19 protein-coding genes and 1 pseudogene are annotated in these 24,833 nt (G+C 71.5%); 9 read left to right on the forward strand and 11 right to left on the reverse strand.

Annotated features, from left to right (window positions below; translation table 11 throughout):
* Nucleotides 1-1,024: cryptochrome/photolyase family protein (locus AB0E14_RS12235; protein ID WP_362415341.1), on the reverse strand; the 1,024-nt coding region annotated here is incomplete at its 3' end.
* Between the two features lie 223 nt (nucleotides 1,025-1,247).
* Between AB0E14_RS12235 and AB0E14_RS12240 the strand changes: the two genes are divergently transcribed.
* Genes AB0E14_RS12240 through AB0E14_RS12250 form a run of 3 tightly spaced genes read left to right on the forward strand, consistent with a single transcriptional unit; the run spans nucleotide 1,248 to nucleotide 3,463 of the window.
* Entirely contained in the window at nucleotides 1,248-2,087 is an 840-nt protein-coding gene (locus AB0E14_RS12240) for a thioredoxin domain-containing protein (RefSeq protein ID WP_362415343.1), read from the forward strand.
* A 55-nt stretch (nucleotides 2,088-2,142) separates the two neighbouring features.
* A complete protein-coding gene (locus tag AB0E14_RS12245; RefSeq protein ID WP_362415345.1) occupies nucleotides 2,143-2,790 on the forward strand; it encodes a class I SAM-dependent methyltransferase in 648 nt (215 codons plus the stop codon).
* A gap of 10 nt (nucleotides 2,791-2,800) precedes the next feature.
* Complete coding sequence (locus tag AB0E14_RS12250) at nucleotides 2,801-3,463, forward strand: hypothetical protein (RefSeq protein ID WP_362415346.1); 663 nt, start codon at nucleotides 2,801-2,803, stop codon at nucleotides 3,461-3,463.
* Between the two features lie 61 nt (nucleotides 3,464-3,524).
* On the opposite strand, the gene AB0E14_RS12255 is transcribed toward AB0E14_RS12250, so the two are convergent.
* Entirely contained in the window at nucleotides 3,525-7,373 is a 3,849-nt protein-coding gene (locus tag AB0E14_RS12255; protein ID WP_362415347.1) for a DNRLRE domain-containing protein, read from the reverse strand.
* 295 nt (nucleotides 7,374-7,668) lie between these two features.
* On the reverse strand, nucleotides 7,669-9,942 hold the full coding sequence (locus AB0E14_RS12260) for an RICIN domain-containing protein (RefSeq protein ID WP_362415349.1): 2,274 nt from the start codon (nucleotides 9,940-9,942) through the stop codon (nucleotides 7,669-7,671).
* Nucleotides 9,943-10,167: 225 nt separating this feature from the next.
* On the opposite strand from AB0E14_RS12260, the gene AB0E14_RS12265 reads away from it, so the two are divergent.
* The 3 genes from AB0E14_RS12265 to AB0E14_RS12275 all read left to right on the forward strand — a co-directional run bounded on the left by AB0E14_RS12265 (nucleotide 10,168) and on the right by AB0E14_RS12275 (nucleotide 13,501).
* On the forward strand, nucleotides 10,168-11,172 hold the full coding sequence (locus tag AB0E14_RS12265; RefSeq protein ID WP_362415351.1) for an ion transporter: 1,005 nt from the start codon (nucleotides 10,168-10,170) through the stop codon (nucleotides 11,170-11,172).
* A gap of 129 nt (nucleotides 11,173-11,301) precedes the next feature.
* Nucleotides 11,302-13,146, forward strand: coding sequence for a bifunctional metallophosphatase/5'-nucleotidase (locus AB0E14_RS12270; RefSeq protein WP_362415353.1), 1,845 nt, complete (start codon nucleotides 11,302-11,304; stop codon nucleotides 13,144-13,146).
* 55 nt (nucleotides 13,147-13,201) lie between these two features.
* Nucleotides 13,202-13,501, forward strand: a complete 300-nt coding sequence (locus tag AB0E14_RS12275) for a DUF1876 domain-containing protein (RefSeq protein ID WP_362415355.1) — start codon at nucleotides 13,202-13,204, stop codon at nucleotides 13,499-13,501.
* Nucleotides 13,502-13,558: 57 nt separating this feature from the next.
* Here AB0E14_RS12275 and AB0E14_RS12280 read toward each other — a convergent pair whose 3' ends face one another.
* Both AB0E14_RS12280 and AB0E14_RS12285 read right to left on the reverse strand, forming a co-directional pair.
* Nucleotides 13,559-14,272: a CBS domain-containing protein gene (locus tag AB0E14_RS12280; protein ID WP_362415357.1), complete on the reverse strand. Its 714-nt coding sequence runs from the start codon at nucleotides 14,270-14,272 to the stop codon at nucleotides 13,559-13,561.
* Between the two features lie 96 nt (nucleotides 14,273-14,368).
* The gene (locus tag AB0E14_RS12285; protein ID WP_362415359.1) at nucleotides 14,369-15,601 is read right to left on the reverse strand and encodes a glycoside hydrolase family 64 protein; all 1,233 of its coding nucleotides are present in this window, start codon (nucleotides 15,599-15,601) and stop codon (nucleotides 14,369-14,371) included.
* Between the two features lie 199 nt (nucleotides 15,602-15,800).
* Between AB0E14_RS12285 and AB0E14_RS12290 the strand changes: the two genes are divergently transcribed.
* A complete protein-coding gene (locus AB0E14_RS12290) occupies nucleotides 15,801-16,223 on the forward strand; it encodes a hypothetical protein (protein ID WP_362415361.1) in 423 nt (140 codons plus the stop codon).
* Here the strand turns inward: AB0E14_RS12290 and AB0E14_RS12295 are convergent.
* The 3 genes and pseudogenes from AB0E14_RS12295 to AB0E14_RS12305 all read right to left on the reverse strand — a co-directional run bounded on the left by AB0E14_RS12295 (nucleotide 16,220) and on the right by AB0E14_RS12305 (nucleotide 19,721).
* Nucleotides 16,220-17,431, reverse strand: coding sequence for an IS110 family transposase (locus tag AB0E14_RS12295; RefSeq protein WP_362415541.1), 1,212 nt, complete (start codon nucleotides 17,429-17,431; stop codon nucleotides 16,220-16,222). The two genes, AB0E14_RS12290 and AB0E14_RS12295, sit on opposite strands and share 4 nt — an antisense overlap.
* 348 nt (nucleotides 17,432-17,779) lie before the next feature.
* Nucleotides 17,780-18,445, reverse strand: a complete 666-nt coding sequence (locus AB0E14_RS12300) for a GntR family transcriptional regulator (protein ID WP_362415363.1) — start codon at nucleotides 18,443-18,445, stop codon at nucleotides 17,780-17,782.
* Nucleotides 18,446-18,543: 98 nt separating this feature from the next.
* Nucleotides 18,544-19,721 (reverse strand): annotated as a pseudogene (locus AB0E14_RS12305) (CoA transferase).
* 135 nt (nucleotides 19,722-19,856) lie between these two features.
* Between AB0E14_RS12305 and AB0E14_RS12310 the strand changes: the two are divergent.
* A complete protein-coding gene (locus AB0E14_RS12310) occupies nucleotides 19,857-21,059 on the forward strand; it encodes an acyl-CoA dehydrogenase family protein (protein ID WP_362415365.1) in 1,203 nt (400 codons plus the stop codon).
* Nucleotides 21,060-21,072: 13 nt separating this feature from the next.
* Here AB0E14_RS12310 and AB0E14_RS12315 read toward each other — a convergent pair whose 3' ends face one another.
* Entirely contained in the window at nucleotides 21,073-21,576 is a 504-nt protein-coding gene (locus AB0E14_RS12315) for an FBP domain-containing protein (RefSeq protein ID WP_362415367.1), read from the reverse strand.
* Between the two features lie 62 nt (nucleotides 21,577-21,638).
* The gene (locus AB0E14_RS12320) at nucleotides 21,639-23,132 is read right to left on the reverse strand and encodes a PLP-dependent aminotransferase family protein (RefSeq protein WP_362415369.1); all 1,494 of its coding nucleotides are present in this window, start codon (nucleotides 23,130-23,132) and stop codon (nucleotides 21,639-21,641) included.
* Between the two features lie 91 nt (nucleotides 23,133-23,223).
* Here AB0E14_RS12320 and AB0E14_RS12325 point away from each other — a divergent pair, with 91 nt between their 5' ends.
* Nucleotides 23,224-23,412, forward strand: a complete 189-nt coding sequence (locus tag AB0E14_RS12325) for a hypothetical protein (protein ID WP_362415372.1) — start codon at nucleotides 23,224-23,226, stop codon at nucleotides 23,410-23,412.
* 27 nt (nucleotides 23,413-23,439) lie between these two features.
* Here AB0E14_RS12325 and AB0E14_RS12330 read toward each other — a convergent pair whose 3' ends face one another.
* Nucleotides 23,440-24,615, reverse strand: coding sequence for a DUF6777 domain-containing protein (locus AB0E14_RS12330; RefSeq protein WP_362415374.1), 1,176 nt, complete (start codon nucleotides 24,613-24,615; stop codon nucleotides 23,440-23,442).
* Nucleotides 24,616-24,833: the final 218 nt, after the last annotated feature.

A 24,833-nucleotide genomic window follows, 5' to 3' on the forward strand; every position in this document is an offset into this window, starting at 1 on the left:
GGGCGGACACGGCCTCGGCGTCGAGCTCGTTCCACCAGTCGGGGAGCGAGCCTGTGTGGCCGAGGGCGTTCGACGTCCGGTAGTCCTCGCCGAAGTGCCAGTACAGCTGCCAGACGTACTCTCGCCAACCGGCGATCTGCCGGACGAGCCCCTCGACGGAGTTCAGGGGAGCCTCGCCGGACCGCCAGGCGGCTTCCGCCGCCTCCACGCACTCCGCCGGGTCGAGGAGACCCAGGTTGAGGGAGGTGGACAGCAGGCTGTGGCTCAGGGTCCCGTCGGCGGCCAGCATCGCGTCCTCGTGAGCGCCGAAGCCGGCCAGCCGGTGGCGCACGAATCGGCGCAGCGCGGCGAGCGCCTCGCGGCGGTCGGCGGGGAACAGCCGAGGGCCGTCGCGACCGACGAAGGTGACGTCCCCGTCCTGCTCCCAGCGGTCGAGATCGCGCCGGACGTCCGCGTCGATGGAGTCTTCCCTCGGCCGGTACGGGGCCGGCGCCCCCAGCGTCGTGGCTCCCCGGGGAGGCGGCTCCCGGTTCTCGTGGTCCAGGTTCCACGTGCCGCCCACCGGCCTGTCGTGGTCCATGAGCAGATCGTGGTCCCGGCGTACGTGCCGGTAGAAGGCTTCCATCCGGAGTTCCCGGTGCCCGGCCGCCCACGTGGCGAAGTCCTCCTGGCGGACCAGAAAGCCGCGCGGCGGCAGGACGGTGACGTTCGGCAGGGACCGTACGAGAGCCAGCGCGGCCCGCGACGTGGGGTGGTGCACGGACACGGGCCCGTCACCCACGACCTGACGCAGCCCTTCCCGGTAGGTGTCCGCTCGGACGTACGTGACCCGGTCGCCCAGTTCCGCGGCGCGGTGCCGCATCGCGGAGAGGACCAGATGAGCCTTCGCCCGGTGGAAGCGCCTGCGGCGGAAGACCGCGCGTGACTCGATCATCACGACGGGGGCGTCGCGGGCAGGGGAGCCGCGGCCCGTGAGGAAGGCGGGCCCCAACTGGTCACCGAAGAGCCAGTGCGTAACCCTCATGCCGGTTCAGACCCCTTCCGGGGGCGCTCAGCTTCTGCCTGCCGCCACTACTTCTGCCGGCCTTCTTGCTTCGGATGCGTGCGGCACCCGGGCGCGGCTCGGCGCCCCCTCGAGCGAGGGACCAAAGGCCCTCCCCGCAGGGGCGATCGGCGGGATGTCGCGGCGCGGTCCCTTGCTAGCTTGAGGGAATGGGGGAACCACCGGAAGAAGAACGAAGTCCCTCATGACCAGCGAGAAGAAGACCGTCCACGAGACGTGCAGGACCCGCAAGACTCGCAAGGCCGAGCGGGAGACGGCCCGCGAGCGGCTGCACGCCGAGCGTCAGGCCGTGGCCGACCGGGCCCTGGTGCGCAGGCGCGTGCTGGTCGCGGGCGGCGCGGTCCTCGCCCTCACCCTCGCCGTCGGGGCCGGTATCGCCATCGGCGCCGGCAGCGGCGAAGCGGACGTGGCCGAAGGCAGGCCACTGGTGATCCCGGCGAACGCCACCGGCAAGGACGGCACGCTCATCACCCTCGGCAAGCCGGACGCGCCCACCACCCTCGACGTGTACGAGGACATGCGCTGCCCCTACTGCGCCACGTTCGAGCAGAAGCTCGGCCCCACGCTCAAGAACCTGGCCGAGTCGGGCAGGGCGAGGATCGACTTCCACATGGCCGCGTTCCTGGACAAGAGCCTCGGCGGCAAGGGCTCCAAGACCTCGCTCGCGGCCCTGGGCGCCGCGTTGAACGAGAGCCCGGACAAGTTCAGTGCCTTCCACGCCGTGCTGTACGCGGCCCACCCGAAGGACGAGACCGACGACGTCTTCGGCAGCACCGCCAAGCTCCTCGATCTCGCCGACCAGGTCCCCGGGCTGCGTACCCCGGCTTTCAACAAGGCGGTGAAGGAGGGCACTTATCTGCCCTGGGCGGCCGAGGTCGCCGACGCCTTCTACGCCGACGACGTGTCCGGCACGCCGACGGTGAAGGCGAACGGCAAGAAGCTCACCGTGATCGGCGAGGACGGCGAGGCCGTCAGCCCGCAGGACTTCACCCGCCAGGTGGACGCGGCCGCCACGGCGAAGTAGCAGCCGCCCGCCATCGGCGCAGACCCCGGTGAGTATCGTGAGTACGGTGGCGGGCATGTCCGAACACGATGCCCTCACCGCCACCCGCGAGGCGTACGACGCCGCCGCCTCCACCTACGCCCGGCTGTTCAGCGACTCGCTCCGTGACAGCCCCCTGGACCGGGCGATCCTCGGCGTCTTCGCCGAGGCCGTACGGGAGGGCGGGGACGGCCGGGTGGCCGATCTGGGCTGCGGGCCCGGCCATGTCACGGCTCACATGGCCGAGTTGGGGCTGAACGCGTTCGGGGTCGACGCCTCCCCGGCCATGGTCGAGTTGGCGCGACAGGCCCACCCCCGGCTGCGGTTCGACGTAGGTTCGATGTCCGCCCTCGGCATCGCCGACGGCGCGCTGGGCGGCGTCCTGTCACGGTGGTCCATCATCCACATCCCGCCGCCGGAACTCCCCGGCATCCTGCGGGAGTTCCGGCGTGTGCTGGCAACGGGAGGTCATCTGCTCCTCGGCTTCTCGGCGAGCGAGGACGCGTCCCACCCGACGCAGGTCTTCGACCACGCCGTCGCACCGGCCTACCGCTGGTGGCCCGACCATCTCGCCGCGCTGCTGCGCGAGCACGGGTTCGCCGAGGTGGCCCGGACGGTGCGCGCACCTCAGCCCACGGACCGCAGGCAGTTCCAGGAGGTCCATCTCCTCGCGCGCCTTGCGTAGGGTCGGGACCATGGACACCGAGATCACGGAAACGGCGGAGCGCACGGCCGGCGCCTGGCAGCAACTGACCGCATGGCTGCACGAGCACGCCCCCACCTCGTACGCCTCGATCCTGCCACCCGCCCCGGAGGCCGAGATCGCGGAGGCGGAGGGCCGCCTCAGGCAGTACTGCGGGTTCGGCGTCCCGCCCGAACTGGTCGCCCTCTGGCGGCTCGCCGGAGGCGTGCGGCAGCTCGACATCGAGGAGTACGACGAAGAGGGCGAGGTGGGCACCGGGGCGTTCCTGCCGCACGGGGTGCTGCTCACGCCGGAGCAGTCGATCCGGCCCCGGCTCGACGGTCTCGACGCCCACGGCAAGGACTACTGGGACGGCGCCGAGTGGGCGGCCCCCTTCGGGAACTACAGCGAGGCGACCGACATCGGTCTCTATCTGTCGGCCGACGGCCTCGGCAAGTGGAGGAGCTACGAGGGCTTGTTCATGGATGCCCCGCTCTTCCCCTCCATCGCCGCGTACCTGGAGTCCGTCGTCCGGACGCTCCGCGAGGGCCCGGCCGACCTGATGGGCCCCGAAGTGCCCGGCGTCGTGTACGGGTGCCTCGTCTGGGAGGACCCGAGGTATCCGACGCTCGACGAGGCGCTCCCCGACTGGCGACCCGTCCACGCGCTCCGCTAGACGGGCAGGGCCCACCCCGGGTGCCTCCGGGGTGGGCCCTGCCGTTCTCACCGCAGCGGCGCTACGGCTTCGTCATCGTGCAGATCAGCTCGGCCTTCGAGGTGTCGCAGCCCTTGAACCAGGCGTTGCCCGGGTCCAGGAAGTACGCCTGCTCGTCCAGGAGCCGCATCTGGCGCGCGAAGTCGCCGAACGGCCGCATCGAACCCTGGTTGACGTCACCGGACATCGACGACCTGCCGCAGTTCTCGTCGAACGTCGGCGGGTCGTACCGGGTGTCGTCGAGGAAGTGGACGCTTCCGTCGTCCGTCGTGGCGGACACGGTCTGCATGCAGTCCGCGCCACCGTTCGGCGCCTCGTTCTTGCCGCCGTCGACGGCCTTCATGCCGGCCGACTGGTACGTCGACGCGAACGGGAACTCGTCGCAGTTGACCTCGTCGAAGTGGGGTCCCGAGTGGTGCAGGGCCGTCTTCGGGTGGGGCAGGAACGTCTTGCGCGGAACCCAGCCCGTGCCGGCCGACTTCGGCCCCTTGTAGCGGGTGCACATGGCGTCCCGGCTCTTCTGGGAGTCGTAGTTGTGCTTGTTCCGTGCCTGCGGCGGCAGGTACTGCAGCGGGGCGTCCCAGCTCTGGCCCACGCCCTTGACCTTGGACTTGTTCTGGATCACCCAGGCGTGGGCGGCCGCCTCCGGGTACGCGGCGGTGTTGAACACGTACGTCGGGGCGTACTGCGGCAGCACACAGCCCGGGGCGCCGTACGAGGCGACCTTGTCGCAGGTCACCAGGAGCTGCGGGGACTGCCACGACGCGTAGTCGTCGCGCCACTCGCCCTTCTTGCCGTTCAGGCCCGGCGGGGGCTCCACCTCGGTGACCGGCCGGCCGTTGAAGGACACCAGCATGCTCTTGGACTGGTCGTCGTCGGTGGTGCCGGCGGCGTTGTCCACCGCGCCGTTCCACTTGTGGTCGGCCGTACCGGTCGCCATGTGGGTGTCGACCGGGTCGTTGCCGTTCATGCCTCCCTTCCAGGTGAGGTCGCCGTAGAAGTCGATGTTCTGACGCTGGCTGTCACCGCCGCTGTTGCAGCCGTCGCTCACGCACATCGAGTCGAACCAGGCGCCCGGGTTGCCGGCGCCCATCACCACCGCGCGCTCGTCGCCGGGGAAGTTGTTGTAGACCGGGTTGATCTGCACCCAGGTCTTGATGGCGTCACCGTGGGCGTCCGTCTTGACCTGGAAGTGGACCTCGAAGTTGGCCTGGTACTTCACCGGGACGACGCCGTCCTCCAGCTTGCTCTCCGCGGTGAAGGAGAGGTCGAAGAAGACACAGGCCTGCGTCCGCGTCATCAGCGACTTCTGGGCCTCGCCGAACAGAGTGGGCTGGCACCAGGAGTCCTTCACGATCGGGTCGGGACGCGAGCCGGCGCGCAGCCCCTGCTCCCGCGCGGCCTTCTGCGTGAAGGCCTTGGAGGCCTGGTCCCTCGGGGTGATCGTGACCTGGGTGTCGTCGCCGGTCGTGAAGGTACGGGCGGCGGCGGAGGCGGAACTCCCCTGCTTCCAGCCGTCCCAGGCGGGCTTCGGAGGATCGGTGGGGTCCGGCTGCTGAGAGCTGGTGTCGTTGGCCGGGAGCTTGATGTCGATCTTCGGCGCCCGGTTGTAGTCCCGGTTCCCGGCGGTGAACCCGTAGTCCTTGATCGGGCCCACGTTGCCCGCGCGGTCCACGGTGCGGGTCTGCGCCACGTGGTTGCCGTCCGCCGCGGGGGTGACCGCGTAGGAGGCGTCCGGAGCGGCCGGGGCGGCGGGGGCCGCGACGGCCCTGGCCGCCGCCGTGCCCGAGGTGGTGTTCACCGAGGACCAGCCGGCGTCGTCCGCGTCGTCGGAGTACGGGTCGAGGCGGTAGCGCACCTCGTAGGCGTCCGCGGCACCGGTGGTGACGGCGAAGTCGCCCGGGACGCCGGCACCGCCGCCGCCCCAGTTCTCCGGGTAGGTCGCCGAGCTGACGCTCTGTGGCACACCGGGGGCTGTGGTGTCGACGACGAACTGGGTCCAGGGGGACCAGCTCAGGTTGTAGTGCGTGCCGTCGTAGGCGTTCGTACGGAACTTGTACGTCCGGCCGTCCTGCAGCTGCCCCGCCGGGACGGTGACCGAGGCCGGCTTGCCCGAGTCCACGAAGGCGGACACGATCAGGCCCTCCCCGGCCGGGGTGGTGATGGGCGTGTTCGTCGCCGCGTCGTACACCTGGAAGGTCCCGTTGACCTTGTCGCCGTCGGGGTCGGTGAAGGTGTCACGCAGGGTGGGGGTGGTGGAGCCGACCGCCCACACGCCCGCGTACGACCTGAACGGCGCGCCTGCCTGGCGGTTGGTGCCGTCGGAGGGCCGGTAGTTGTAGGTGACGGTCAGCTTGGGCTGGTTGGCCGAGTTGTTCGCGGAGTTGACCCGCTTCCACGCGCGGACGTCGTCGGTGGCCGCGCGCAGGCCCATGTGGCCGCGCGTGGCCTTGGCGGACGCCCAGGTCTGGACGAGCGTGTCGACGTCGGCGTTGATCCAGCCGTCGGGCTGGGCGGCGCACTCCGGATTGCCCTTGGTCTCGGCCGAGGAGTGGTACTCCTTGTTCCAGGTGGGCTGCGCGGTCCAGCGCGAGGACGTGGACGGAGCGCTGGTGTCCCACACGGTCCAGGACTGGGCGGCGCAGTCGGTGTTGCCCGAGTGGAAGTTCCACAGCGCCAGGTTGGTGTCGACGATCAGGGCGTCCTGGATCGGCGTGGTGTTCCAGCTGATGAACGAGCGGGCGGTACGCGGCGTGCCGTCGGGGTTCTTCGTGCCGGGGTTGCCGAGGTCGAGTTCGGTGTCGTTGGACCAGTCGACGGTCTCGCCCTGCTGCACGTAGGTGTCGAAGGTGTTCGACAGCGCGGAGGTGGAGGGGTCGACGGTGACGGGGTACGTCGTCGCCGGGTCGGCGAGGAAGGCCGCCGAGGGGGTGACGACCAGGTCGAGTTCGCCGTCGCCCTTGTCCACGACCTTCATGTCGACCCGGGCGCGACGGGTGTGCTCGCCGGACCGCTCGTCGACGGAGGCGTCCCACATGACGGGGGCGGGCATGGTGGCCCGCTCGGCGCCCGTCCCGGCATCGGTGAAGGTGACCGAGCCGTCCGTGTTCGCCCGCGCCTTGAGGCCCTTGGCCTTGACGGGGAGGGTGTACGTGTACGCGCCGGTGGGCCGCTCGCGCACCTCGACGAACTGCTCGAAGCCCGTACGGGTGGCCTCGACGACGACATCGGCGCCGGGCACGGCGTTCCGGTAGCGGGCGCGGGTGCCGTCCAGTTCGGGCTTGGGCAGGCCGCCCTTCCAACGGAGGGTCACCTGGCTGTCGCCGCTGCCCAGGGTGACCAGGTCGCGGGCCGTGTCGTCCTGCGCGGCGCGCAGGGACTTCGGCCGGACACCGCTCTTGCCGCCGAGACGCAGTCCGCCCGGGTGCGCCTTCGCGGCGACGGTGCCGTCGGCGGCCTCGACCAGGGTGGCGTCGGCCTTCTGCCACGCGCCGTTCTTCCAGACCCGCTCGGGTCCGGCGGTCAGCTCGGTGGTGAGGGTGCCGTCCGGGTTGGCGACGGTGTAGGTGGTGGGGGTCGTCTCGTCGGTGACGACGGTCTTCTTCCCGGTCTTCTTCGCCTCGGCGAGCGCCCAGGCGATCGAGCCCTTCGCGTGCTGGGCCGCCCAGGCCAGGTCCGACTCCCAGATCGCTTGCGGAGAGGGGGAGTTGGCGTGGGTGGTGGCGCCCGGTGCGGTCGTCTCGTCCGGCGCCGCCGCGGCGGTCTGGCCGGATATGAGGGCGGCCTCGGCCGCCAGGAGGAGTGCGGAGGCCAGGGCGATGCGCCCTGTTCGCCGCCGCGCGCCGGAACGTCCGGCTGTGTGTCTGGACACGGGTGTTGCATCCCTTCCGATCCTGCCGCTCAGCAAGATCAACAGGGGACGCTAGCCGCGGTCGGTGCCCGTGCCGTGAGCGGAATATGAGATTCCGCGTGATGATCAACATGGTTGCCCGAGCGAACGTGTTTGTTCCGTGGAGGTCCTCGGGGAGGAGTGGAGATCTTGCAGGAGCTTGTGGAACCGGCGCTGTCCACCGGCGAGTTCGGGACAGGCCGGGTCGCCCGACGACGTGTGCCCCCGCCGTACGGGCGGGGGCACACGGGTCATGTGCGGCGGATCCGCCCGCGGGTCAGGTGATGGTCCACCGCTGCAACGACGAGGAAGTGTCGGCCTGTTGGGTCACCAGGGCGCCGTTCGCCGTCGACGCGGTGGTGAGGGCAAGCCCGCTCCTGAGCGAGGCGACCGTGTAGGTGCCGTCCGCCCGGCGCGTGGCGGTCCAGCGCTGGTTCGTGCCACCCGTGCACGTCCACTGGATCACCTTCGCGCCGGCCGCGGTCGAACCGCCGTCGACGTCCGCGCAGAGCCCCGACTCGACGTTGACCAGCTCGTACGAGCCGTCCGGCTGCCGGGTGAAGCGCCAGCTCTGGTTGGCCCCGCCGTTCACCGCGTACGTGATGAGCTGGGTGCCCGGGGTCGTGCTGTGCCCCGGGTTGTCGAGGGCCTTGCCGCCGGTGACCAGGGTGCGGACGCCGTCGAGGGAGACGGGCGCCTCGCCCACGGGGGTGAGGGTGAGCGTCTGCTCCGCCGCCGTGCGCGCCCCGCCGACCCCGGTTCCCGAGGTGTCGGTCCAGGAGCGGCCGGGCGTGGTCTCGGCCGGCCGCGCGGAGTCGGCCGACATGCCGATCATCAGCCCGCTGTAGCGGTTCACCAGCCGGTACGTACCGGTCGGCGCCCCTGCGGAGGTCGTGCCGGGGAGCACGAACCACTGCTGCCCGACCGTCGGACCGCCCGCCCCGACCGCCGTCACGGTCGGCCTGGTGCCCCAGGCGCGGCTGCCCGTGGTGGAGGAGTCGACGCCCAGAAGTCCGCCGGTGGCGCCGTTGGCGATCCGGTAGGCGCCGTCGCCGAGCGACGTGAACGTCCACGTCTCCAGGGCCGCTCCCGTGGGCGCCGCCACGGAGGTGGTGGCCGACCCACCGGAGACCTGGGCGAGGACGCGCCCGCCGCCCGACGTGATCCGATGGGTGCGGCTCGTGTCGACAGGGGCGGCCGGCGCCGACGTACCGATGGAGACGTTGACGTACTCGCTGGACGATCCGCCCGAGCAGCCGAAGGAGCAGTACGAGCGGAAGTCCCTGCCCACGATCGCCGAACTCGTGCGGTTCGTGCTGTCCAGGAACCAGCGGTACCAGGAGGCGTTGGTGTGACCGCCGGTGTCCCCGATCAGCCGCCACCGCTGCTTCGACAGGTCGTCGGTGGCGTAGAACTGCTGCGGAGCGCCGCCGCTCTGGTCCACGGCCTGGGGCTGGCCGATGTACAGGCCCAGATGCGCGTTGTACGTGATGTCCATGACGAACAGCGGGGACGTCGGGGGCATCAGCCCGGCCGCGACCTGCTGGCTCACCGTCCCGGCCGTCGCCGGGTCGTACTCGTCGGCGACGGGGGTGTAGCCGGTCGTACTGGAGGCGCCGACCGGCACCATGTTGCTCTCCCGGCCCCCGACGCCCGGCTCGGTCCAGGCGCCGTCGTACCACTTCCGCCAGGAACCGGGCGCCATCTTGCCCGAGATCGGAGCGCGGGCCACATGCGCGTGGAAGGCCTTCCAGCCGCCACCCTTCTCCACGATCCGGGAGCCGTAGAAGACATAGAAGTAGCCCGAAGCGGTGTCGACGAACAGCCGCGGATCGCCGTCGCCGTAGTGGTACGTCTGCTGCGGGAAGGCGGCCGTGTCGCCGCGCTTCGTGCTGTACGGAGACGTGATGACGTGGGACCTGATCCGCCAGGTCCGGCCCCGGTCGGTGGAGACCGCGTAGTCGATGCCGTCGTAGTGGACACCGTCACCGAACGGCTGCGGGGTGAACTCGTTGTGCACCAGGCCGTACCAGTCGCCGGTGTCCGGGTCGACCCACACCCCCGCCAGGTCGCAGAAGTTCTTCTGGGAGTAGCCCGACCCGGCCGGCGGGGCGGTGGACTCCAGGCCCGTCGGGCTGTTGTTGCACCGCCAGGTCGTGTCGTTGTTCCTGTCGTCCGGGTTCGCCGGGTCCACGGCGTCGCTGACCGCGCTCGACCGGGTGGCCGTGTCGAAGTCGGAGCCGGTGAAGAAGGTCCACTTCCTGGGCTGCGTCGCTCCGTAGAGCGCGTGGGCCTGCTGGAACCAGAAGGTGCCGTCCCTGTCGATGTAGGGGGCCGCGGGCGTGTCGTCCGGGTGGGTCCAGGACCCCTTGGCGCCCACGGTCACGGTGTACGTAGCCGCGGGAGCCACAGGGGCTGTTGGCGCGGCGGGAGCCGCCGGCGCGGCGGGAGCGGCCTCGGCGGGCGGGATCGCCGAGGCACCCCCGCCGCCGGTCAGGGTGAGCGTCACGGCGGCGAGCGCGGTGACCATGAGGGATCTTCGAGCGGGCATGGAGCACTCCTCCCCGGGGCGCCGCGCGGGCCGCGTCGGCCGCCCCTCGCGGAACCGGGCGAACCGCAGCCTCCTCGGCCCGGAAGCCCGTGCACATGGACGCATGCGTGGCAGGGCTTGGACTTTGGGCGCGGGCCTTCGGCTCTGAGCTCCTCGACCAGAACCTGCGCGCGTCGTCGCCGTTGGAACACCAGAGCATGGTTCAACGAATCGAGGAGCGCCGAGATGCCGGATCAGTCCGCCGCGGTGGGACGCGGCCGCCAGGACCTTCGGGTGCGCGTGGCGGAGCGATGCCGCGAGATCACCGAGGCCCGCTGGTTCGCCACCGCCGTCTTCCTCCTCATCCTCGGCAACGCCGCCGTCCTCGGAGTGGAGACGTACGCCGGTGTCACCGCCCGCTGGCACGGCGAGCTGCGCGTGGTCGAGCACCTCTTCCTGGCCGCGTTCGCGACGGAGATGCTCCTGCGCGCCGGAGCGCACGCCGCCCGTCCGGGGGACTTCTTCCGGGACCCCTGGAACCTCTTCGACCTGGTCGTCGTCGTCGCCGCCTTCGTCCCGGCCGCCCGTGAGAACTCCACCGTCCTGCGGCTGCTCCGCCTCGCCCGGGTGCTGCGTGCCGCGCGTTTCCTGCCCCAGCTGCGGATCGTCCTCGTCGCCGTCGGCCGCAGCCTGCCGGGCACGGTCAGCTTCCTGCTGGTCGGAGCGCTGCTGCTGTACGTGTACGCGATGGTCGGCTGGGTCTTCTTCGCCCCGCACGACCCGGAGCACTTCGGCTCGATCGGCCGGGCCGTCCTCACCCTCTTCCTGCTCATGACCCTCGACGGGCTCGGCGACGCCGTCCACGCCGGCCTGGAGATCTCCCGCTGGAGTTTCCTCTACTACGTCTCGTACGTCCTCATCGCCTCCTTCGTCCTGGTCAACGTGCTGATCGGGGTCGTCATCAACTCACTGGAGGAGGCCAGGGAGATCGAGAAGCAGGAGACCGCGAAGCTCGACGCCGCGAAGCTCGCCAAGCTGCCGGAGTCCGCTGCCGCACGCGGCCATGCCGGTTCTCCTGGCGCGGGCGACGGGGACGGGCCCGACGAGGCGGCGCTGCTGCGGGAACGGATCGCGGCGGCCCGGCGCGCCCTGGACGACGTCGAGTCGGCGCTGCCGCCCCTGCCCCCGCCACGCGCCCACACCGCGCACAAGGACGGATCCGTGGCGGAAGGGGCGCGATTCCGTACATGACGGACTCGGCCGCGCCGCGATGAAGCCCGGTCATGTCCCATGCCGTAGACCGCTGTTCGAAGTTCATGGCCATGACACCCATACCCGTTGAGATGGAGGTGCTCGTTCCACTCCGAAGGAGTCATCGCCTTGAGAAACGTCCTTCGCCGGATCGGCGTCATCGCCGCGGGCACCGCCCTCATCGGCGGCGCGCTGTCCGTCTCACCGGCCTCCGCAGACGACACCCTCGACGTCCAACTCCTCAGCATCACCGACTTCCACGGCTACCTCCAGCCGCCCACCCCCGCACAGGGCGGGCAGATCCCCGCGGGCGGCGGCACCTCCGTGACCGTCGGCGGAGCCGCCTATCTCGCCACCCATCTGGACCGGTTGCGTTCCGGGCACCCCAACTCCGTCTTCTTCTCGACCGGTGACAACTTCTCCGGCTGGCCCTTCGAAGTGGACGCCTTCCAGGACGAGCCGACGATCGAGGTCCTCAACAAGCTGGGGCTGCGCTTCACCGCCGTGGGCAACCACGAGCTGGACGTGTCCCCGAGCTTCCTCGTCGATCACATGGCGAAGGGCACCTGCTTCGGCACGGTCGGAGTGGACAGCTGCTACCAGGACTCCACCGGACAGCGCTTCCACGGCGCGGACTTCGACTTCCTGACCGGCAACATCGTCGACGCCCGGACCGGGAACCCGATCGTCGAGCCGTACCGCATCGAGTGGTTCCGGTCCGCCGAGGGCAAGAGCGTCCCGGTCGGCTTCCTCTCGACGACCACGGAGTCCACCCCCACCGGCTCGACGTCCTTCCAGCCGGGACTCCGCGCCCTGGACCAGGCGAGCACCATCGACCGGTACGTCGGCGAGCTCAAGAGCCGCGGCGTCGAGGCCATCGTCCTCAACGTGCACGAGGGCGGTTCGCCCAAGTCCGCGGCGACCTCCGGCTACGACGTGTGCGACTCCGCCTACGGGCCGGTGATCGACCTGGCGAAGAAGGTCTCCGCGGAGATCGACGCGGTCGTCACCGGAGACTGGCACTCGCGCTTCAACTGCATGGTGCCCGACCCCGCCGGCGTTCCGCGTCCGGTCGTCGAGACCGGCAACCACGGCGCCCTGATCAACGAGATCAAGCTGTCCATCGACCCGGCGACCGGCGAGGTCCTCCGCGACCGCACCCGCTCCGTCAACCACGCCGTCACCCGTGACGTGGCACCCGACCCCGAGGTCAAGAAGATCGTCGACCACTGGGCCGCCCGCGGAGCCGAGCGCTTCGCCGAACCGCTGGCGACCCAGACCGGCCCCTTCACCCGGGCGGCGAACGCCGTCGGCGAGAGCACCGCGGCCGACCTGTACGCCGACGTCCAGTACTGGAACGCCAACCGCACCCGTGAGGGGAAGGCCGATCTGGCGCTGGTCGCCGCGCAGCCCACCAAGGGCAGCAACGCGGTCCGCGCCGACCTTCCGTACACCAAGGGAAGCCACCCCGCCGACGCGGACGGCCGCATCCTGTTCGGCGAGTCCTGGAACGCGTACGGCTACGGGAACCCAGTCCTCACCGTCAGCGTGACGGGGAGCCGGCTGGACGCGATCCTCGAACAGCAGTGGCAGAAGCAGGCGGACGGGTCGGTCAGGTTCGCCCCGCTCGCGGTGTCCAGGAACGTCTCGTACAGCTTCGACCCGACCCGCCCGGTCGGCCGGCGGGTCGCGTTCGGGGACGTGAAGATCAACGGCGTCCCGATCCACGCCGAGGGCACCTACCGGGTGGCCGCGCTCGCGTACACGGTCATCGGCTCCGACGGGTACGACGCCTTCGCCGGCTACACCGACCCCGTCCGCAACGGAGCCGACCACGAGAGCTTCGTGGACTACCTCCGGGCCCACAAGCAGATCGCCCCGGCGCCGCTGACCCGGGTCAGGGTCAAGGGCAGGCAGGTCCCCGGCGCGCCGCCGTCGCCGCGCGATGTCACGCGCCCGGGCGGATCCTGGTAGGTAGGAAGGGACGCGCGGCGGTCCTACGCGTCCCGACGGCGCGAGGAGGCAGACCATGACACGGACACTGGAGTGGACGGTCGGCCTGGAACTGGTCGAAGAGGACGGCAGGACCAAGGCCGAGGCGCATCTGAACACCGGTACGTCGACCCTCACCGGCCACGGCACCGCACGCTGCAACCCGTCGGACGTGGATGTTCCGGCGATCGGTGACGAGCTCGCCGCGAGTCGGGCCATGAAGGACCTGGCCGGTCAGCTGATGCGCGAGGCCAACCGGGAGATGGAAGCGGTGGGCGCGGGGACCGTACCGCAGCACACCGGCCCCGGATACGGCTGGCCGGAGGCGGTCTCCTGACGGGACCGCCGCGCGCACCGGGCCCGTCGGCTCCCCGCCGACGGGCCCGGATCCGCGTCAGGCGCCGGTGCCCGGGGCAGCCACGGCGGACTCGTCCTCGTCGTCACCGCCGTCGGCCTCGGCCTGGGCCTCGCCCTCGGCTTTGTCGCTGTCCTTGTCCTCGTCGTCACCCTCGCCCTCGTCCTCGTCCTCGTACGAGAGGCGGTCGACGACCTCCACGACGCCGTCCACGCTCTCGCAGAGCCGTACGAAGACCGGTGCGAGGCTGCGGCGCTCCAGCGTGCCGCTCAGCGTGACGCGGCCCTCGTCCACGTCGACATGGAGGGCGGCGGGGGAGTGGCGGAGGATCCGGATGACCACGTCCTCCAAGATCTCCTCCTGGATGGCCCGGTCGCGACGGAGGAACAGCTGCAGCAGATCGCTCCGGCTGAGCACCCCGATGAGCTGTCCGTCCGCGTCCACCACCGGCAGCCGCTTCACCCGGTGCCGCTCCATCAGCCGCGCCGCCTCCACCGCCGTCCAGGACGGACGGGCCACCACGACGGGGCTGGACATCATGGCACCGGCGGTGCTCGGACCGTCCTTCGCCGTGTGGCGGCGCAACAGATCCGCCTCGGAGACCACGCCGATCGGCCGGTTCGCCTCGTCCACCACCGGCACGGCGGTGATGCCGTACTCGTCCAGCAGCCGCGCGATCTCCTTGAACGGCGTCCCCGGCTGCACGGCCACCGCCGTCGGCGTCATCAGGTCGGCGACACTGCGGTTGCGCATCGTCCGTTCCGTCCCTTCTCCCGCTCCTCCGTCCATGATCCCTCACATGGCGGGGAGGGCGGCGACGCCGACGCTCCGAAGGCCCGGGGGCGGCCTCTAGTCGAACGGGTCGAGCGTGACGTACGCCTGCTGCGGATTGCCGTCGTGCACCAGGGACTCGTGGGCGCCGACGTCGTCGAACGCGAAGCCGTAGGCCTTGCCGTCGGCCATGCGCGCGTGGATCTCCCGCGAGTAGTGGTTGGTGACCGCGTCCTGGTAGAAGCCGGCCGAGGAACTGTCCGGCTGGTTGGGGTCGGTCAGCAGGGTGGAGCGGTTGTAACCGGCGCAGAGGGTACGGGAGATGGGACCCCGCACCTGGTCGTTCGGCGCGTCGAGCCGCTTGTAGCAGCCGAACACGCTGTCGGAGTCGGGCTTCTGGAACGAGGTGACGACCGCTCCCGTACCGTCGGTGAAGTTCATGACGCCACCGGACACACGGCCGAAGTACTTCACGGACGGCTGGTTCGCGAACGGCGTCACGGTGAGCGTCGAGGTCGCGTACTTCGTCCAGACGCGGTTGATGTAGTCGTCCATCACGTTGGCGGGGAGGGCCCCCGCCTCGATGCCGTGGCCCGGCGCGAGGGTGCGCAGGACGGTGCCGTCGGTGCGGGTCTGGATCAGCTTTCCCCAGCCGCCGGGACGGGCCCGCAGGGAGTCGAGGAAACCGCGGTAGCCGCCGGGCTTGAGCCGGCCGGTGGTCGCGACGCTGCCGTCGGGTCGCTTGACGCCGACTGCGTAGGGGGCCGAGACCATGTCGACCTGGGTGCTGTTGAGCCAGAGGCCGGCGTCGTTGAGCGTGTACTCGGACCAGTTGAAGAGGATGTTCCGGTTGGGATCGCTCGGGTTCTGGACGGCGGGCTGGACGAGTCCGCCGGTCGCGAGCCTGAAGTCGAGCTTCTGGCCGTAGCTGAAGTAGATCCGGCCGGAGAACTTCGGCAGCCGGATCGTCATGGACCGCCCCGGCCCGGGCCCCGCGATGGACGCGTCGGGGGCGGGGACGGGCACCGGGCTGCCGGCCGGCCAGGGGTGGAAGGTGCCGTTGGCGTCCGCCCAGCCCTGACGGCCGGTGGAGAGTTCGGTACCGAGGTTGTAGACGTAGATCTGCTCACCGCGGCCGGAGTTGTTGGTGAAGGTGAGCGGAATGGTGGCCGGGACGGCGGCGGTGCCCGTGGTGGCGGCCTGGACCGTGGGGGAGGGGCCGGCCAGGGTGACGGCGGTGCCGATCAGGGCGGCGGTGGTGACGGACGCGAGCAACGCGAGCCGCGCAGGTCGGCGGCGATGGGAAGGCATGCGGGGGCTCCTCGGGGTGGGGGAACGAGGGCTGAGAGCGCTCTGAGAGCGCTCTCAGGATGGTGAGGATGTGGTGACCCTGTCAATGCTTCGAACGCCCTCGTGCCCATGCGGCGCCCACGGGAGCCGCCGTGCGGGGGCCCTATCTCTTTGGTCAAGGCGGACGGGTGCTGGTTCGGGCGTCTGGAACGATGTGCCTGTGCATGCTGATGATCAGGTTGGCGAGGGTGTCTCTGCGGACCTCGCGGTGTTTCTCCGGAACGCTGACGACGGCCGTCCGGTGAAGATCGTTCCTTCGGTCTGCGGCGGGTGCGGCGGGCGCGTGTTCTTCGTGCTCGTTGACGATGTCGAGGGCGGAGCCGAGCGGGTGTGCGCTGGTTGCGGCGTCCGCGCGTTCATCGCGGATAGCGAGGAGTTCTGGGAGGACGCGGATCCTGGCGAGGCCGGCTGCCCGTGCGGGAGTGAGGAGTTCGAGACTGCGGTCGCGTTCTCGCTCGCCAGCGACGGGTCGGTCCGCTGGGTGACCGTTGGGCTGCGGTGCCAGAAGGACGGTGCCGTGGGGGTCTATGCCGACTGGAAGATCGACTACAGCCCCACGGGTCACCTCCTGGCCATGGTCTAAGCCTGCGGAGCGACCACCCGAACAGGCTGCGGTTCGTAGAAGGTGCCGTCGCGGAGCATGGCGAAAAGCACGTCGGCCCGGCGTCTGGCGAGGCAGAGCAGGGCCTGGGTGTGGTGCTTGCCCTGGGCGATCTTCTTGTCGTAGTAGATCCGCGATGCCGGGTCACCCAGGGCGGCGAACGCGGAGAGGAAGAAGGCCCGTTTGAGCTGCTTGTTTCCCCTCCGGGAGGGCTGTTCGCCTCGGATCGAGGAGCCCGAGCTCCTGGTCGCCGGTGCGAGTCCTGCGTAGGCGGCGAGGTGGCCGGCGGTCGGGAAGGTGCTGCCGTCGCCGACCTCAATGAGGATCCTGGCTCCGGTCCTGACGCCGACTCCCGGCACCGACCTCAGGACCTTCGAAAGAGGGTGAGCCTCCAGCAGTTCCTCGATCCGCCCGGCCAGCAGCTTGCGCTGGTCAAGCACAGCTGTCAGTGATCCGGCCAGGCTCGGGACGATCAGCGCGGCCGCCTCGGTCCCCGGAACGGTGACGGTCTGCTCGTCCAGCGCGGCGAAGATCTCCTCGACCAGCCGCTCGGCCATCCGCGGCGCCTCCGGCCGCAGCAGGGTGACCAGCCGTCGACGGCCGGCCTTGCGGATCTGAGCCGGAGACCCGAACCGCTCCAGCAAGGTGAGGACTGCCGGATGCTGCAACCGCGGCCCCAGCACCCGTTCCAGCGACGGATGGATCTGTGTCAGCAGGCCGTGCAGCCGGTTCGCGACCCTGGTCGCCTCGCCGGCCAGGTCGTCGTCGAACCCGACGATCATCTCCAGCTCGGCGATCGTCTCGTCCTCGCCGTCGATCGCCCGCAGTGTGTGGGGCATCGCGCGGGCGGCGTCAGCGATGATGAACGCGTCCCGCGCGTCCGTCTTGGCCTCGCCTGGGTAGAGGTCGGCGATCCGCCGCATCGTCAGGCCCGGAAGGTAGGCGACCGGGCAGCCCATGTCTCTCGCGACCGCCAGCGGCAGGGCTCCGATCGAGGCCGGCTGGTCGACCACCACAAGCACCGTCCCGTGCTTGGCCTGGAGTTTCGCGAACAGCTCGCGGAGCTTCGGTTCGGTGTTGGGCAGCCGTTTGTCGAACGCCTTCTTCCCGGCCGGAGTGACGGCGGTGGCGTGGTGTTCGCCCTTGCCGACGTCCAGGCCGAGGAAGACGTCGATGTCGCCGGTGTCGATCACGTGCAGGCCCCTCCATCACGTTCTCGTCCGGCCTTGCCTCGGCACCGAGCTGCCACATCCACGTTACGGAGAGCTCTTCCGGCCTTGGGTGAAGCCGGTGCTCAAGCCCCTCATCAGCGGTCCGTCGATGCCTCCGGGCCCGGTGACACCACCCCCCGGATCATCAACCGCAACAAGGGGGGGAAGTCATGCCGGACCCGAAGGCCGGAGGCCCCATTGCGGAGCCACGAAAACGGTAATGGGGGGGCCACCGCGCAGGGATCCGGGAGGCCGGCGCGCGGCCCCTGGGAGGCCACCGACCGGCCCCCCCCGGGATCGCCGAGCGGCGCATCCCGGGGGCGTCGCTCAGTCCAGGTCGAGGACCTCGCGCAGGGCCGCGACCGCGTGCGCCCGGTGCGCGTCGAGCTCGCGCACCACGGCCTCCTCGTCCCCGTGGCGTACGGCCGAGAGGACCGCGCGGTGCTCGCGCACCGCCAGCTCCCGGTTCGGCGTCTCGGTGTAGTACAGCGAGCGGTAGGCGTCGGTGGCGTCCCACAGTGTCGTGACGAGGCGGACCAGGCGCGGCATCCCCGACGCCTCGATCAGGGCGAAGTGGAAGCGGCGGTTCGCCGCGCCCATCGCCGTCACGTCCCCGGCGTCGGCGGCCCGCTCCACCTCCCGCTGGATCTCCTCCAGGGACGCGAGCAGTCCGTCGTCCGCGCGCCGGACTCCGAGCCGGACCGCCTCGGTCTCCAGCAACTCCCGGATCCGGTACACCTCTTCCAGGTCCGCGAGCGACAACTCGGTGACGAAGTAGCCCCGGTGGATGTGATGGACGACGAGTCCCTCACCCTCCAGGATCTTCAGGGCCTCCCGCAGCGGTACGCGGCTGACGTCGAGCCGGGCGGCGAGCGCGTCCTGGCGGATCTGTCCGCCGGGTCGCAGTTCTCCGGTGGAGATCGCGCGCCGCAGCTCCTGGAGGACGAACTGCTGGGCGGTCGGCGGCCGCCCCTTCCGCACCGCGCTGCTCATCGCCTGTGACCCTTCCGTCGTGCTCGTGCTCGTGCTTCGTTCCCGGCTTCCCGCCCGGCCGTCCCGCGCCGTGCGCGGTTCTTGATCCGGACATCTTCCTACGACGGGGTGCCGGGCGCCCGTCCCAGTTCGTCGCGCAGGGCGGCCGTGTGCTCCCCGAGGCGCGGGGGAGCGGTGCGGTACGAGGCGGGGGTGACGCCCAGCGTCACCGGGTTGACGACCTGGCCCGGCCCCGCCGCATCGGCCGGGACGTGCGGCGCGAGACCGAGCCGGTCGGCCAACTCGAAGGCGGCGGCGAGGTCGTTGATCGGGCCACAGGGCACCCCGGCCGCGGTGAGTTCCTCGAACCAGCTGTCGGCGGTCCGCTCGGCGAGCGGACCCGACAGGGCCGCGACCAGTTCCTCGCGGTGGGCGACCCGGGACGGGTTGGTCGCGAAACGGGCGTCGTCCGCGAGAGCCGGCGACCCGAGGCGCGCGCAAAGGGTGCGGAACTGGCGGTCGTTGCCCACGGCGAGGACCAGCGGCCGGTCCCGCGCCTCGAACACCTCGTACGGGGCGATGCTCGGATGCCGGTTGCCCAGGGCGCGCGGGACGACGCCGGCACCGAGATGGGCGGCGGACTGGTTGGTGAGGGCCGACAGCAGGGAGGTCAGCAGCGAGACCTCGACCCGCTGGCCCTCGCCCGTGCGCTCCCGGTGCCGCAGCGCGGCCAGCACCCCGAGGCCCGCGTGGAGGCCGGTGATGACGTCGACCAGAGCGACGCCCGTCTTCGTCCCGGCCCGCCGGGCTCGCCGGTCACGCTCATCAGCCCGCCCATCGCCTGGACGAGGAGGTCGTAGCCGGGCAGACGGGCGCCCTCCGCGGTGCCGAAGCCGGTGACCGAGCAGTAGACGAGCCCGGGGTTGGAGGCGCGGACGTCCTCGTAACCGAGGCCGAGCTTCTCCATCGTGCCGGGCCGGAAGTTCTCCACGAGGACGTCCGCGCGGTCGACGATCGCGCGGGCGGTGTCCAGGTCCGCGGGGTCGGCGAGATCCAGGGCGATGGAGCGCTTGTTCCGGTTCACTCCGAGGAAGTACGTGGCCTCGCCGCCGGCGAAAGGGGGGCCCCACGCGCGCGTGTCGTCACCGGAGCCCGGCCGCTCGATCTTGATCACATCGGCGCCGAGGTCCGCCAGGAGCATCGTCATGTAGGGGCCGGCGAGGACACGCCCGAAGTCGGCCACGACGATGCCGGACAGGGCGCCGGGTCCGGACGGTTCCCGCTGATCGGCGTGCATCTCGAACCCTTCCACCGGTGATTGGATCCGATCCGAACGTAGGCATCGGAGAACGGATATTCAAGACTGGATCCAAAATCCAATCTCCCGCTACGCTCGTCCCACCGCATCGTCGCACCAGCCTGGAGGCCGTCCGTGAAGTCGTCGCAGCCGTCGCCCGCGTCGAAGTCGTCCCCCGTCCACCCCTTCGACCTGCTGGCGATCGACGGTCTGCTGACCGACGAGGAGCGGGAGATCCGCCGGACCGTGCGCACCATGGCGGACAAGGAACTCCGCCCCCACGTGGCCGGCTGGTTCGAGCGGGGGGAGATCCCCGCCCGCGAACTGGCACGGCAGCTCGGCGGCATCGGGGTCCTCGGCATGCACCTGGAGGGCTACGGCTGCGCGGGCACCGACGCCGTCGCCTACGGCCTGGCCTGCCTGGAGCTGGAGGCCGTGGACTCCGGGCTGCGCAGCCTCGTCTCCGTGCAGGGCTCCCTCGCGATGTACGCGATCTGGAAGTACGGCTCGGAGGAGCAGAAGCAGCAGTGGCTGCCCGGGATGGCGGCGGGCGAGTACATCGGCTGCTTCGGCCTCACCGAGCCGGACGCCGGATCGGACCCCGGAGCCATGCGCACCCGCGCCCGCCGCGACGGTGCCGACTGGGTGCTCGACGGCACCAAGATGTGGATCACCAACGGCTCGGTCGCCGATGTCGCCGTCGTCTGGGCCCGGACCGACGAAGGCGTCCGCGGCTTCCTCGTACCCGCCGGAACCCCCGGCTTCAGCGCGCCCGAGATCAAGCAGAAGCTGTCGCTGCGGGCCAGCGTCACCAGCGAACTGGTCCTGGACGGCGTGCGACTGCCGGCCGACGCGATGCTGCCCGAGGCGCGTGGCCTCTCCGGCCCGCTGGGCTGTCTCAACGAGGCGCGCTTCGGCATCGTCTTCGGCGCGCTCGGCGCCGCCCGCGACTGCCTGGAGACCGCCATCGCGTATGCGGGCGACCGCATCGTCTTCGAGCGGTCCCTGGCCTCCTACCAGCTGACGCAGCAGAAGCTCGCCGACATGTCCCTCGAGCTCGGCAAGGGCATGCTGCTCGCCCTCCACCTGGGACGCCTCAAGGACGCGGGCGGCCTCACGCCCGAGCAGGTCAGCGTCGGCAAGCTGAACAACGTGCGCGAGGCCATCGCCATCGCCCGTGAGTGCCGCACGATCCTCGGCGCGAACGGCATCACCCTCGAGTACGCGGTGATGCGGCACGCCAACAACCTGGAGTCGGTCCTCACCTACGAAGGCACCAGCGAGGTCCACTCCCTCGTCATCGGCAAGGCGCTCACCGGCGAGCAGGCCTTCCGCTGACCCGTACGGCGTCCTAGCCGGCCGTCACCTTCGCGAGGAACGCGTCCAGGTTGCCCGTCATCCGCTCGACGCGCGCCTCGACCGACAGCGACTCCTCCTGACGGCCGGCCCGCAGCTTGGGCTGGCGCTTGCCGCGTACGTACAGGGAACAGGCCAGGTCGGCGCAGAGGTAGATGCCGACCGTGTTCCCCTCGCGCCCGCGGGTGCCGGCCAGCGGTGCCGCCAGCAGGGTCACGCCCGAGGAGGCGTGCCCGGTCAGGCAGACCTGGCACAGGCTGGACTTGACCGCGCTGGTACGGCTCGTGGCGGGCACCCGCAGACTGATGCCGAGCGGGCCGTCCGGGCGGGGGACGACGAGGTGGGCGCGCAGCGGGGCGCCCGGGTCGACCCAGCCGAGGAAGTCGAGGTCCTGCCAGGGGAGTTCGGCGAAGTCCAGCGGAAGCCTGAGTCGGCTCGCCTCGCCCTTCGTGCAGTTCACGAACGACGAGCGGATCTGTTGGTCGGTGAGAGGTTCCACTCGGTGGACCGTACACACATCGTGCGGCGCGGGCATCCGGATTTCGGTCGGCCGGCGGCGCGTCAGGCCACCCAGTCCGGCAGGTCAGGGTCCACGAACCGGGCCGGCGCCCCGGCCAGGGCCGTCGCGAGCCGCTCGCCGGCCGTGTCGTAGACCTCGGGCGGCAGCGCGAACGGAATCCGCAGCCGGTGCTCGTGCGTGCCCACGTCCACACCGAATCGGGTGCCGCCCTCCACCCGCACACCGTGCCGCAGTGCCCGCGCCGCCAGCGCCGAGGCGACGGGACGCCCCAGGTCGACCCAGAGGCACAGACCGCCCGGCGGGAGCGTCCAGTGCCACTCCGGGACATGACGGGCGAGCGCCGTCGCCAGGGCGTCACGGCGCGCCCGCAGCTCCTCGATCCTGCGCGGCAGGATCGAGTCCAGCCGGCCGAGCAGTTCCACGGCCACCAGCTGGTCGAGGACCGAACCCGACAGATCGGCGGTGATCCGGACCCGCGCCAGTTCGGTGACCACCCGGGAGGCGGCCCGCGCCCAGCCCACCCGCAGACCGCCCCAGCAGCTCTTGCTGAGCGAGCCGACGCTGATGATCTGCTCGCCGTCGCCCGACGCCGGTGCCGCCGCGAACGGTCGCGGCGCGGGCACGTCCAGGGCCATGTCGGTGAGCGTCTCGTCGACCACCAGCCAGGTCCCGGTGGCCCGCGCCGAGCGCGCCACCTCCCGGCGCTGCGCGTCCGGCATCAACTGCCCGGTCGGATTGTGGAAGTCCGGGATCAGGTAGGCGAGTCGCGGCGCCGTCTGCCGCAGGGCCGCGTCGATCAGCCCGCTGTCCCAGCCCGCCTCGGTGACCGGCACGGGAGTGAGGCGCAGCCGACGCCCGCGCATGGCGTCCAGGGCGTTGGTGTACGAGGGGTTCTCCGCGAGCGCCCGGTCACCGGGGCCGCCGAGGAGCGCCACGGCCAGGGCGAGGGCCTGCTGCGCACCCGTGGTGACGAGGATCTGCTCGGGGAGCGTGGGAAGCCCGCGGCGGGTGTACCGGTCGGCGATCGCGGAGCGCAGCTCGGGGAGACCGAACGGGTGGTAGCCCTGGGAGCCCGCGTAGCGGGGCAGCTCGGCTGAGGCGGCGGTGAGTGCCGCGGCCAGTTCGTCGGCGGGGGCCTCGGGCGCGGCGAGCGCGAGATCGATCGCGGCCTCGGGGGAGGCGGGGAAGGCGGCCAGGCTGATCGGGGTCTGGCCGTCCGGCAGCGCCGTCCAGGTACCCGCGCCACGGCGGCTGTGCGCGTACCCGCTCTCCCGCAGCAGGTCGTACGCGCCGGTGACGGTCGTACGGCTCACGGCCAGCGCCTGGGCGAGCTCGCGCTCGGCGGGCAGCCGCATGCGCAGGGCGACCCGGCCGTCGAGCAGGGTCTCCCGGACGGCCCGTGCCAGCTCCCGGTAGCCGAACCTGCCCTCCGGCGGCCGCGTCAGGAGCGCCGCCAGCTGGCGCCCGGTCAGCGTGCGGTCCGCGGTGTGGACCACGGTCCGGACCACATGGCGGACCACTCGACCCTCTGCCATGCCAATCACTCCTCATTGGCTCTGCTACCCAGGCCAATAAGGCTACAGACTCCGTCTCAGTGGCCTGGCGGCCACGGAGAGGAGAACAGCGATGAGTGCACGCCTCACCGACCGTGACGAGAGGCAGTGGCAGCGGCGGGCGGAGGAGCGCCGCGCGGAGCCCGTGCCGGTCGGACGGTGGATCCGAAAGCTGGGCGCGGCCATGGCGACGGCGGGTCGCCGCCGTGCGAGCACCGGCGTCGAGTCCACCGTCCCGTCCCGCGCCTGCCCCTCCGCATGAACCCCACCGGCGGGTGGAGCGAACGCCTCAGGAGCCCGGCCGGGCGTCCGCGAGGACCACATCGGCGGCGCCCGGCCCGGACTGCGGGGCCGGCCCGGAGCTCGACTCCGAGATGTCCGCCGACTGCGGGCTCACGGACGCCGAGCGCTCCGTCGAGTCGGTCGTGCCGTTGGAGGGCGTGCCGTTCGTGGCCGTCCCGTCGGCGGTGTTGTCGCCGGTCGCCGGCTCCGACTGCGGGCTCACCGACTCCGGTGAGGCGGGCGACTCGGGTGAGGCGGGCGACTCGGGAGACTCGGAAGCCGGCGAGGACGACGTCGAGTCCGACGGGCACACCGGGGGAGTGACACCGTCCTTGGGCGTCGGCGTGTCCGTGCCCGTCACCGTCACACAGGGCACCGGCGAGGACGGGGACTGCGAACTGGGGGAATCGGTCACCGAGCCGGAGACGGACGGCGACGGGGGCGCCGTCGGCGGCTTCGTCGGCTTGTCCTGCTTCCCCGTGTCTCCCGGCTCGCGGGCGAACCAGCCGTCGTCCTCGGGGTCGTACACGACGAAGACGTTCACCACCGTCACCGAGGGCGCCACCACGACCACCTGGGAGGGCTGATAGCCCGCCCACTTCGTGCCCGTCGTCGTGAAGTCCTTCTGGGCGACCGGCGGCGTCAGCGGGTTTCCGCAGGCGCAGCGCACGCGCGGCACGCCCCGGTCGTCGACGAGCACGGCCGTACCGGTCTGGAGCACCGCCTGGTAGGCGGTCGGGCCGCCGTCCCGGAAGCCATGGTTGGTCACCCGGGTGTCGACCCGGAGCTGAAGCGGGGTCAGGGAGCGCAGATACCCCGGCACCTCGCCGGGGGAGATCCCCTGGACCTGGGCGAAGGCCGCGTTCTTGGCCGGCTCGTCGGCCAGGTAGCGGACCTGCTGCTCGACGTCGCAGCTCGCCGTGGACTGCGTACCGCCGTAGAGGCCCGGCGCCGCACCTGACACGCTGCGCGTGCCCGTGGCGTCCGCGGAGCGCGTCGGGGTGGGCAGCGGGGCGGGCGACTGCGAGGCGTTCGTGGCGCGGGCCGTCGACTTGGTGAACGGGTCGGGGCCGGTGGCCGCGGCGTTCTGCAGGAACACCTCGCCGCCGGAGCTCCCGGTGTCTCCGCCGTTGCCGTCCGGGCGGGTGAGGACGACCACCAGGGCCACGGCGGCGACCAGCACTGCCGTGACCGAGGCGACCTTGGGGACGGAACGCCACCAGGGGCCGCCGCCGCCCTCGCCCGGGCCGCGGCCCGTACCGCCACCGCCGCCGGGCCCGCCGGAACCGCCCGAGCCACCCCCCGAGCCGTCGTGCGGCGGTCCTGGGGGCGGTGGGGGGCCGGCCTGCCCTGGGCTGGTGCTCGGGCCCGAGAGGGGGCCCGAAGGCGGACCTGCGGGAG

This window comes from Streptomyces sp. NPDC047981 (assembly GCF_040653315.1).
Classification (GTDB): domain Bacteria; phylum Actinomycetota; class Actinomycetes; order Streptomycetales; family Streptomycetaceae; genus Streptomyces.

Excerpts from the sequence above, each read along its gene's own strand:
- AB0E14_RS12320 (WP_362415369.1), bottom strand. The coding sequence starts at position 23,132 with ATGGCAGAGGGTCGAGTGGTCCGCCATGTGGTCCGGACCGTGGTCCAC.
- AB0E14_RS12260 (WP_362415349.1), bottom strand. The coding sequence starts at position 9,942 with ATGCCCGCTCGAAGATCCCTCATGGTCACCGCGCTCGCCGCCGTGACG.
- AB0E14_RS12300 (WP_362415363.1), bottom strand. The coding sequence starts at position 18,445 with ATGAGCAGCGCGGTGCGGAAGGGGCGGCCGCCGACCGCCCAGCAGTTC.
- AB0E14_RS12285 (WP_362415359.1), bottom strand. The coding sequence starts at position 15,601 with ATGCCTTCCCATCGCCGCCGACCTGCGCGGCTCGCGTTGCTCGCGTCC.
- AB0E14_RS12245 (WP_362415345.1), top strand. The coding sequence starts at position 2,143 with ATGTCCGAACACGATGCCCTCACCGCCACCCGCGAGGCGTACGACGCC.
- AB0E14_RS12265 (WP_362415351.1), top strand. The coding sequence starts at position 10,168 with ATGCCGGATCAGTCCGCCGCGGTGGGACGCGGCCGCCAGGACCTTCGG.
- AB0E14_RS12280 (WP_362415357.1), bottom strand. The coding sequence starts at position 14,272 with ATGCGCAACCGCAGTGTCGCCGACCTGATGACGCCGACGGCGGTGGCC.
- AB0E14_RS12240 (WP_362415343.1), top strand. The coding sequence starts at position 1,248 with ATGACCAGCGAGAAGAAGACCGTCCACGAGACGTGCAGGACCCGCAAG.
- AB0E14_RS12250 (WP_362415346.1), top strand. The coding sequence starts at position 2,801 with ATGGACACCGAGATCACGGAAACGGCGGAGCGCACGGCCGGCGCCTGG.
- AB0E14_RS12325 (WP_362415372.1), top strand. The coding sequence starts at position 23,224 with ATGAGTGCACGCCTCACCGACCGTGACGAGAGGCAGTGGCAGCGGCGG.
- AB0E14_RS12275 (WP_362415355.1), top strand. The coding sequence starts at position 13,202 with ATGACACGGACACTGGAGTGGACGGTCGGCCTGGAACTGGTCGAAGAG.